Raw genomic sequence first — 6,045 nt, forward strand, 5'->3', positions numbered from 1 at the left:
CCGCTGACGACGCCGCCGAGGGCGCCGAACTCGACCCCGGCGTCGCGCAGCATGCGCAGCTCCGGACGCAGGGAGAAGGCGGCCTCGTCGAGGTCGTTGTGCAGGGCCGCGCCGAGGGCTCGCGCATCGCCGCTGCGCAGCGCGGCCATGACCTCGGGGCTCACCTCGGCAGGGTGGTCGGGGTCGGTCGGGTCCTGTCCCCCCGCAGAGCGGAGCCGGTCGAGCTCTCGGTAGACGTCCGGTGTCGACAGGCCGGTGTCGCTGATCGCGAAGACCCAGTGGAACGTGCCGCGGGCGAGGACGGGTGCAAGCTGCTCGCCGCGGCCTGAACCCATGGCGTTCCCGCCTGCGAGGGGGAAGGACACGTCACTGCCGAGCTCGGCGGCGAGCTCGCTCAGCTCGTCGCGCTCGAGCCCGAGCCCCCAGAGGTGGTCGCAGGCGAGCAGGGTGGCCGCGGCGTCCGCCGACCCACCGGCCATGCCGCCTGCGACCGGGATGTCCTTGTCGATCCGGATGGACAGCACGTCGTCGATGTCCCACTGGTCAGCGACGAGCTTGGCGGCGCGGACGGCAAGGTTGCCGTTGCCGGTGGGGATGTGGTCGGCGTAGGTCCCGCCGGGAACGACCTGCCACTCGTCCCAGCGAGCCACCGACACCTCGTCGTAGAGGGACACGGCCTGGAAGACCGTGGCGAGGTCGTGGTAGCCGTCGGGCCGGAGCCGCCCGACGCGCAGCTCGAGGTTGACCTTGGCCGGGGCACGCACGGTCACCGACTGTGGCGGTGTCGGGGCGACGGTCATGCGGTCACCCTATGGTGCCGGGGACAGCGGGCTCGCCCTGGTGCTCGGCGATGCGGGCGAAGGTGGCGATGTCGAGCTGCTCCCCCCGAGCCTTCGGATCGACGCCTGCGGCGACGAGCGCTGCCTCTGCCCGGGCCGGTGACCCCGCCCACCTGGCGAGTGCGGCCCGCAACGACTTGCGTCGTTGGAGGAACGCCGCGTCGATGCACCGGAAGACCTCCTCACGACTCGCACTGGTCTCCGGCGGGTCGCGCCGCACGAGGGAGACCAGGCCGGAGTCGACGTTCGGGGCCGGCCAGAAGACGTTGCGACCGACCCGGCCGGCGAGCACGACGTCGGCGTACCAGGCTGCCTTGAGGCTCGGCACGCCGTAGGTCCTGCTGCCCGGCTTGGCGGCGAGGCGCTCCGCCACCTCGAGCTGGACCATGACGAGCGCCCGCCGGATCGACGGGAAGTGCTCGAGGAAGGACAGCACGACCGGCACGGAGATGTTGTAGGGCAGGTTGGCCACGAGCGCCGTCGGCTTCGGTCCGGGCAGCTTCGTGATGGTCAGGGCATCGCCGGCGACGAGGCGCAGCTTGTCGACGTTGCCCGGCTGGAGGGACCGCACGGTGTCCTCGAGGGCACCCGCAAGGCGCGGGTCGACCTCGATGGCGGTGACGTGGCGCACGACGGGGAGCAGGGCCAGGGTGAGGGAGCCGAGCCCCGGCCCGACCTCGACGACGACGTCGTCGCTCCCGACCCCGGCAACGCGAACGATCTTGCGGACCGTGTTGGCGTCGACGACGAAGTTCTGCCCCCACTGCTTGGTCGGGCGCAGGTCGAGCCGCTGGGCGAGCTCACGGACCTGGGCCGGCCCGAGCAGTGCTGCCGACTCTGCCGACGTCGGCGACTCCGGCGACGTCGGCGACTGGGCCGACTCGGTGCCGGCGGCAGTGTCGGCGGTGGCATCGGCTGCTTCCGCGGCCTCCTTGGTCATGGGCACACCCTATGGGTACCCCCGATCGGCCTCGTTCCCACGAGCCGCTGACCTGCTGCCTGTCGCAGGACATGGCCGAAGGGCTCCCGACCGCGATGACGGTCGGGAGCCCTTGGGCTGGCTCTGGTTTCGGTCAGCCCGGGTTTCGGTCAGCCCTTGCAGCCCCACTGCGACAACCCGTTGTCGGCGTAGACCCGGTTGGCCACCGTGATCTGCTCCGCTCGGGAGGCGAGGTCGGCGCGCGGCGCGAAGTCGTCACCGCCGTAGGCGAGCCAGGTCGAGAAGGCGAACTGGAGGCCGCCGTAGTAGCCGTTGCCCGTGTTGATGGACCAGTTGCCGCCCGACTCGCACTGGGCGACGCGGTCCCACATGTCCGAGCGAGCCAGGTTGAGGCCACCGGACGTGCCGCCGGACGAACCGCCGGAGTCCGTCGTGGTCGTCGTGGTCGGCGCCGGCGCGGGACGCTGCTTGGTGCCGACGAGGACCACCTCGTCGACCGGCGCCTTCGTCACCTTCGAGGAGACCTTCTTCGTCGTCGTGACCTTGCCGTCGACGATCGTCGCGCGCTCGGTCACGCGGCGGACGCCGTCGACGCCCCGCTTGCTCACCTTCGTCGTGCCCTCGTAGAGGTCAGCGGTCTGCGTGCGGATCGTCTTGTGGGCGATGGCCTCGGTTCGGGTCGTCGTCTTCGTCGTGACGTCCTTGACGACGACCTTCATCCCGGCCTTGAGGGCGGTGGCCGGAGCCGGCGAGATCTTGTCGTTCGAGTCGTAGTCGACGCGGAGCTGCTTGAGCGCCTCGGCGACGGTTGCCGCCACCACGGTCTTGTTCGTCGTCTTGCCGTCGGCGACGACGGTCACCGCCTTGGGCGTGACGACCGTCAGGTCCAGGCCCTGGCGCCCGATGGGAGCCGATCGGGAGACCGAGATGCGGGCGCCGTCGGTGTGCAGGCCGAGCGCGAGCAGAGCCGCGTCGACGGTGGTCTCCGTCGTCCGGATCTGCTTCTCCTGACCGTCGATGGTGAGGTTGAGCATCCGGGCGTACCTGACCGTGACGTTGTCGCCGTCCGAGAGCGGCGCGTCGACGGCCGGATAGACCACGTCACCATCCTTGACGGTGATGCCTTCGCTCTCGAGCAGGTCACCGACCGTGCTTCCGAAGACGTGCGTTGCGGTGGACGTGCCGTCAACGGACAGGTTCACCGCCTTGTCGTACTGGGCTGCTCCGACGCCACCGGCGGTGAGCAGCAAGGCGGCGCCGGCACCGGCGATGACCTTGAACTTGCGCGAAATCAAAACTCTCCGAACGTCGAACTCCCCGGGTGTCACGCGCTCTCAGGACCCTCGGAGGGTCCCCACCGGGTCATTCCAGCGGGGTCTCGATGAGGGTCCGATGCGGGGCGGCATCCGGCCAACAGCTACCCAGCCTGAACCCGCAATACCCGAAAGGTCAAATTTCGGTAACGGTCGTCCGATGAGGTAAGGCGCTGTCCGGCGGCGTCAGGACCAGGGCCCGTAGATCCTCTCCGAGTTCTCCGAGACCGCCTGGCAGAGCGTCGGGACGTCCACGTTGAGCACGCCCGCCATGGCCCGGATGGTGTGCGGCACGAGGTAGGAGGCGTTCGTCGCACCCCGATGCGGTGACGGCGTCAGGTAGGGCGCGTCCGTCTCGACGAGGATCTGTGAGAGGGGCGTGACGGTGAGGGCGTCGCGCAGGGTCCGGGCGTTCTTGAAGGTCACCGTCCCGGCGAAGGAGAGGTAGTAGCCGCGCTCGACGCACTCGCGCGCCATCGCGAGGTCGCCCGAGAAGCAGTGCAGGACTGTCCGATCCGGCGCACCCTCCTCCTCGAGGACGCGCAGGACGTCGTCGTGGGCGTCGCGGTCGTGGATCTGCACGGCCTTGCCGAGCCGCTTGGCCAGGTCGAGGTGCCAGCGGAAACCGTCCTGCTGGGCGGCGACGCCGTCGGGCCCCGTCCGGAAGTAGTCGAGGCCGGTCTCACCGATCGCCCGGACCCGATCGTGGGCGGCGGCCTGCTCGACCTTCTCGTAGGCGGCAGCCAAGGTCCCGGCAGCCGCGAGTCTGGGGACCTCGTTGGGGTGCAGGGCGACCGCGCCGAGCACGGCAGGGAACCGCTCGATCGCATCGATGGTGAAGTCGATCGCATCGAGGTCGCACCCGACCTGGACGAGGCGCGTCACGCCCACGGCGGCCGCCCGCGCGACCGCCTCTGCCACCTCGAGGGGCTCGGCGCCGTCGCGACCGATGTCGAGGTGGACGTGGTTGTCGACGACGGCGATCGGCAGGGGGTCGGTCGGGAGTGGCGGCAGACCGTCGCGCCGGGTGGTGGAGGACGAGCTCATGAGCCGCCCTCGGCCTCGTCCTCCCGGCGCATCCGCTCGATCTCCTCCTCGACCACCGACGGGTCGAACTTCGTGAACACCGGCGTCGGCTTGGCGATCGGGGTCCCGACGACCGCCGCTGTGTACTCCCAGCGGGGGGTACCGGAGTACTCGCCGGTGATGACCGGATAGGACCGCCCGTCGTCGAGGTCGGTCACCTCCTCGAGGCGCGGCATCGGGACGAAGTCACCCTCCCCACCCATGACGCGGTGGACGCGGTTCGCCCCGTGCGGGAGGAAGGGCGCCATGAGCGTGTTGATGCTCACGACTGCCTGCGCGAGCACGTGCAGCACCGTGCCGAGCCGCTCGCGCTGGTCCTCGCCCTTGAGCTTGAACGGCTCGGTGTCGGCGACGTACTTGTTCGCCTCGCCGACGACGCGCATCACCTCGCCGATGCCCTGCTTGAACCGCTGCCGCTCGATGGCCGTGCCGACCGTGTCGAAGGCGCCGCGCACCGTGGCGAGCAGGGCCTCGTCGACGGGCTCGAGGGGCCCGCAGGGCGGGATCTCGCCGAAGCTCTTCGCGATCATCGACGCGGTCCGGTTGACGAGGTTGCCCCAACCGGCGACGAGCTCGCTGTTGTTGCGCTGGACGAACTCCGCCCAGGTGAAGTCGCTGTCCTGGTTCTCCGGGCCGGCCGCGCAGATGAAGTAGCGCAGGGGGTCCGGGCCATAGCGCTCGAGGACGTCGCGCACGTAGATGACGTGTCCGCGCGATGTGGAGAACTGCTTGCCCTCCATCGTCATGAACTCCGACGCGACGACCTCGGTCGGCAGGTTGAGGGTGCCGAACGAACCCGGCGAGCCGCCCTTGTCGCCGAGCCCGGCATAGCCGAGCAGCTCGGCGGGCCAGATCTGGGCGTGGAAGGTGATGTTGTCCTTGCCCTGGAAGTAGTAGCTCGTCGGAGGGTCGTCCTGCGTGGCGTCCCAGAACTCCCGCCAGCGCTCCGGCTCACCGATGCGCCGCGCCCACTCGATCGACGCGGAGAGGTAGCCGATGACCGCGTCGAACCAGACGTAGAGCCGCTTGTGGGTGTTGTCCTGCCAGCCCTCGAGCGGGATCGGGATGCCCCAGTCGATGTCGCGGGTCATCGCCCGGGGGCGGACGTCGTCGAGCAGGTTGCGGGCGAACTTGATGACGTTGGGCCGCCAGGTCCCGGACGCCTCCCGCTCGTCGAGCCACTCGGCGAGGGCCCCGGCGAGCGCAGGCAGGTCGAGGAAGAAATGCTGAGTCTCGACGAACTCCGGTGTCTCCCCGTTGATCTTGCTCCGCGGGTTGATCAGCTCGTCGGCGTCGAGCTGGTTGCCGCAGTTGTCGCACTGGTCGCCTCGCGCCTCGGCGTAGCCGCAGATCGGGCAGGTGCCCTCGATGTAGCGGTCGGGCAGGGTGCGACCCGTCGACGGGCTGATGGCGCCCTTGGTCGTCCGCTCGATCATGTAGCCGTTGCGCCAGTTGCCGATGAACAGCTCCTGGGCGACGGCGTAGTGGTTCGCCGTCGTCGTGCGCGTGAACAGGTCGTAGGACAGGCCGAGGTCGGCCAGGTCGGTCGCGATGACCCGGTTGTACTTGTTCGTGACCTCCTCGGCGGACAGGCCCTCCTTCTCGGCGAGGACGAGGATCGGCGTGCCGTGCTCGTCGGTGCCCGAGACCATGAGCACGTCGTGTCCGGCCATCCGCATGTACCGACTGAAGACGTCGGAGGGCACGCCGAACCCGGCCACGTGGCCGATGTGGCGCGGGCCGTTGGTGTACGGCCAGGCGACAGCAGACAGGACTTTGCTCATGGGCCCGATCCTAGGGTGGCTCGTCGGGTGGTCGCGCTGCCGTTTCGCTGCGGCTGCGCCGACGACGCGGTATGCCGCTGGGC

General features: G+C 69.9%; 5 protein-coding genes. All 5 read right to left on the reverse strand.

What is annotated here, in order from left to right; translation table 11 throughout:
* On the reverse strand, positions 1 to 800 hold an 800-nt coding region (locus LOY02_RS14020), incomplete at its 3' end, for a 4-(cytidine 5'-diphospho)-2-C-methyl-D-erythritol kinase (protein WP_317182980.1).
* A 4-nt stretch (positions 801 to 804) separates the two neighbouring features.
* On the reverse strand, positions 805 to 1,779 hold the full coding sequence (rsmA, locus tag LOY02_RS14025; protein ID WP_317182981.1) for a 16S rRNA (adenine(1518)-N(6)/adenine(1519)-N(6))-dimethyltransferase RsmA: 975 nt from the start codon (positions 1,777 to 1,779) through the stop codon (positions 805 to 807).
* A 149-nt stretch (positions 1,780 to 1,928) separates the two neighbouring features.
* Positions 1,929 to 3,107 carry a transglycosylase family protein gene (locus LOY02_RS14030; RefSeq protein WP_317182982.1) on the reverse strand — a complete coding sequence of 393 codons (1,179 nt, stop codon included), beginning with the start codon at positions 3,105 to 3,107 and terminating at the stop codon, positions 1,929 to 1,931.
* 171 nt (positions 3,108 to 3,278) lie between these two features.
* The gene (locus tag LOY02_RS14035) at positions 3,279 to 4,139 is read right to left on the reverse strand and encodes a TatD family hydrolase (protein ID WP_317182983.1); all 861 of its coding nucleotides are present in this window, start codon (positions 4,137 to 4,139) and stop codon (positions 3,279 to 3,281) included.
* Positions 4,136 to 5,962, reverse strand: a complete 1,827-nt coding sequence (metG, locus tag LOY02_RS14040; RefSeq protein WP_317182984.1) for a methionine--tRNA ligase — start codon at positions 5,960 to 5,962, stop codon at positions 4,136 to 4,138. Before metG ends, LOY02_RS14035 begins: the two co-directional genes overlap by 4 nt.
* Positions 5,963 to 6,045: the final 83 nt, after the last annotated feature.

The sequence above is a fragment of the Intrasporangium sp. genome (assembly GCF_032907665.1).
GTDB lineage: Bacteria > Actinomycetota > Actinomycetes > Actinomycetales > Dermatophilaceae > Intrasporangium.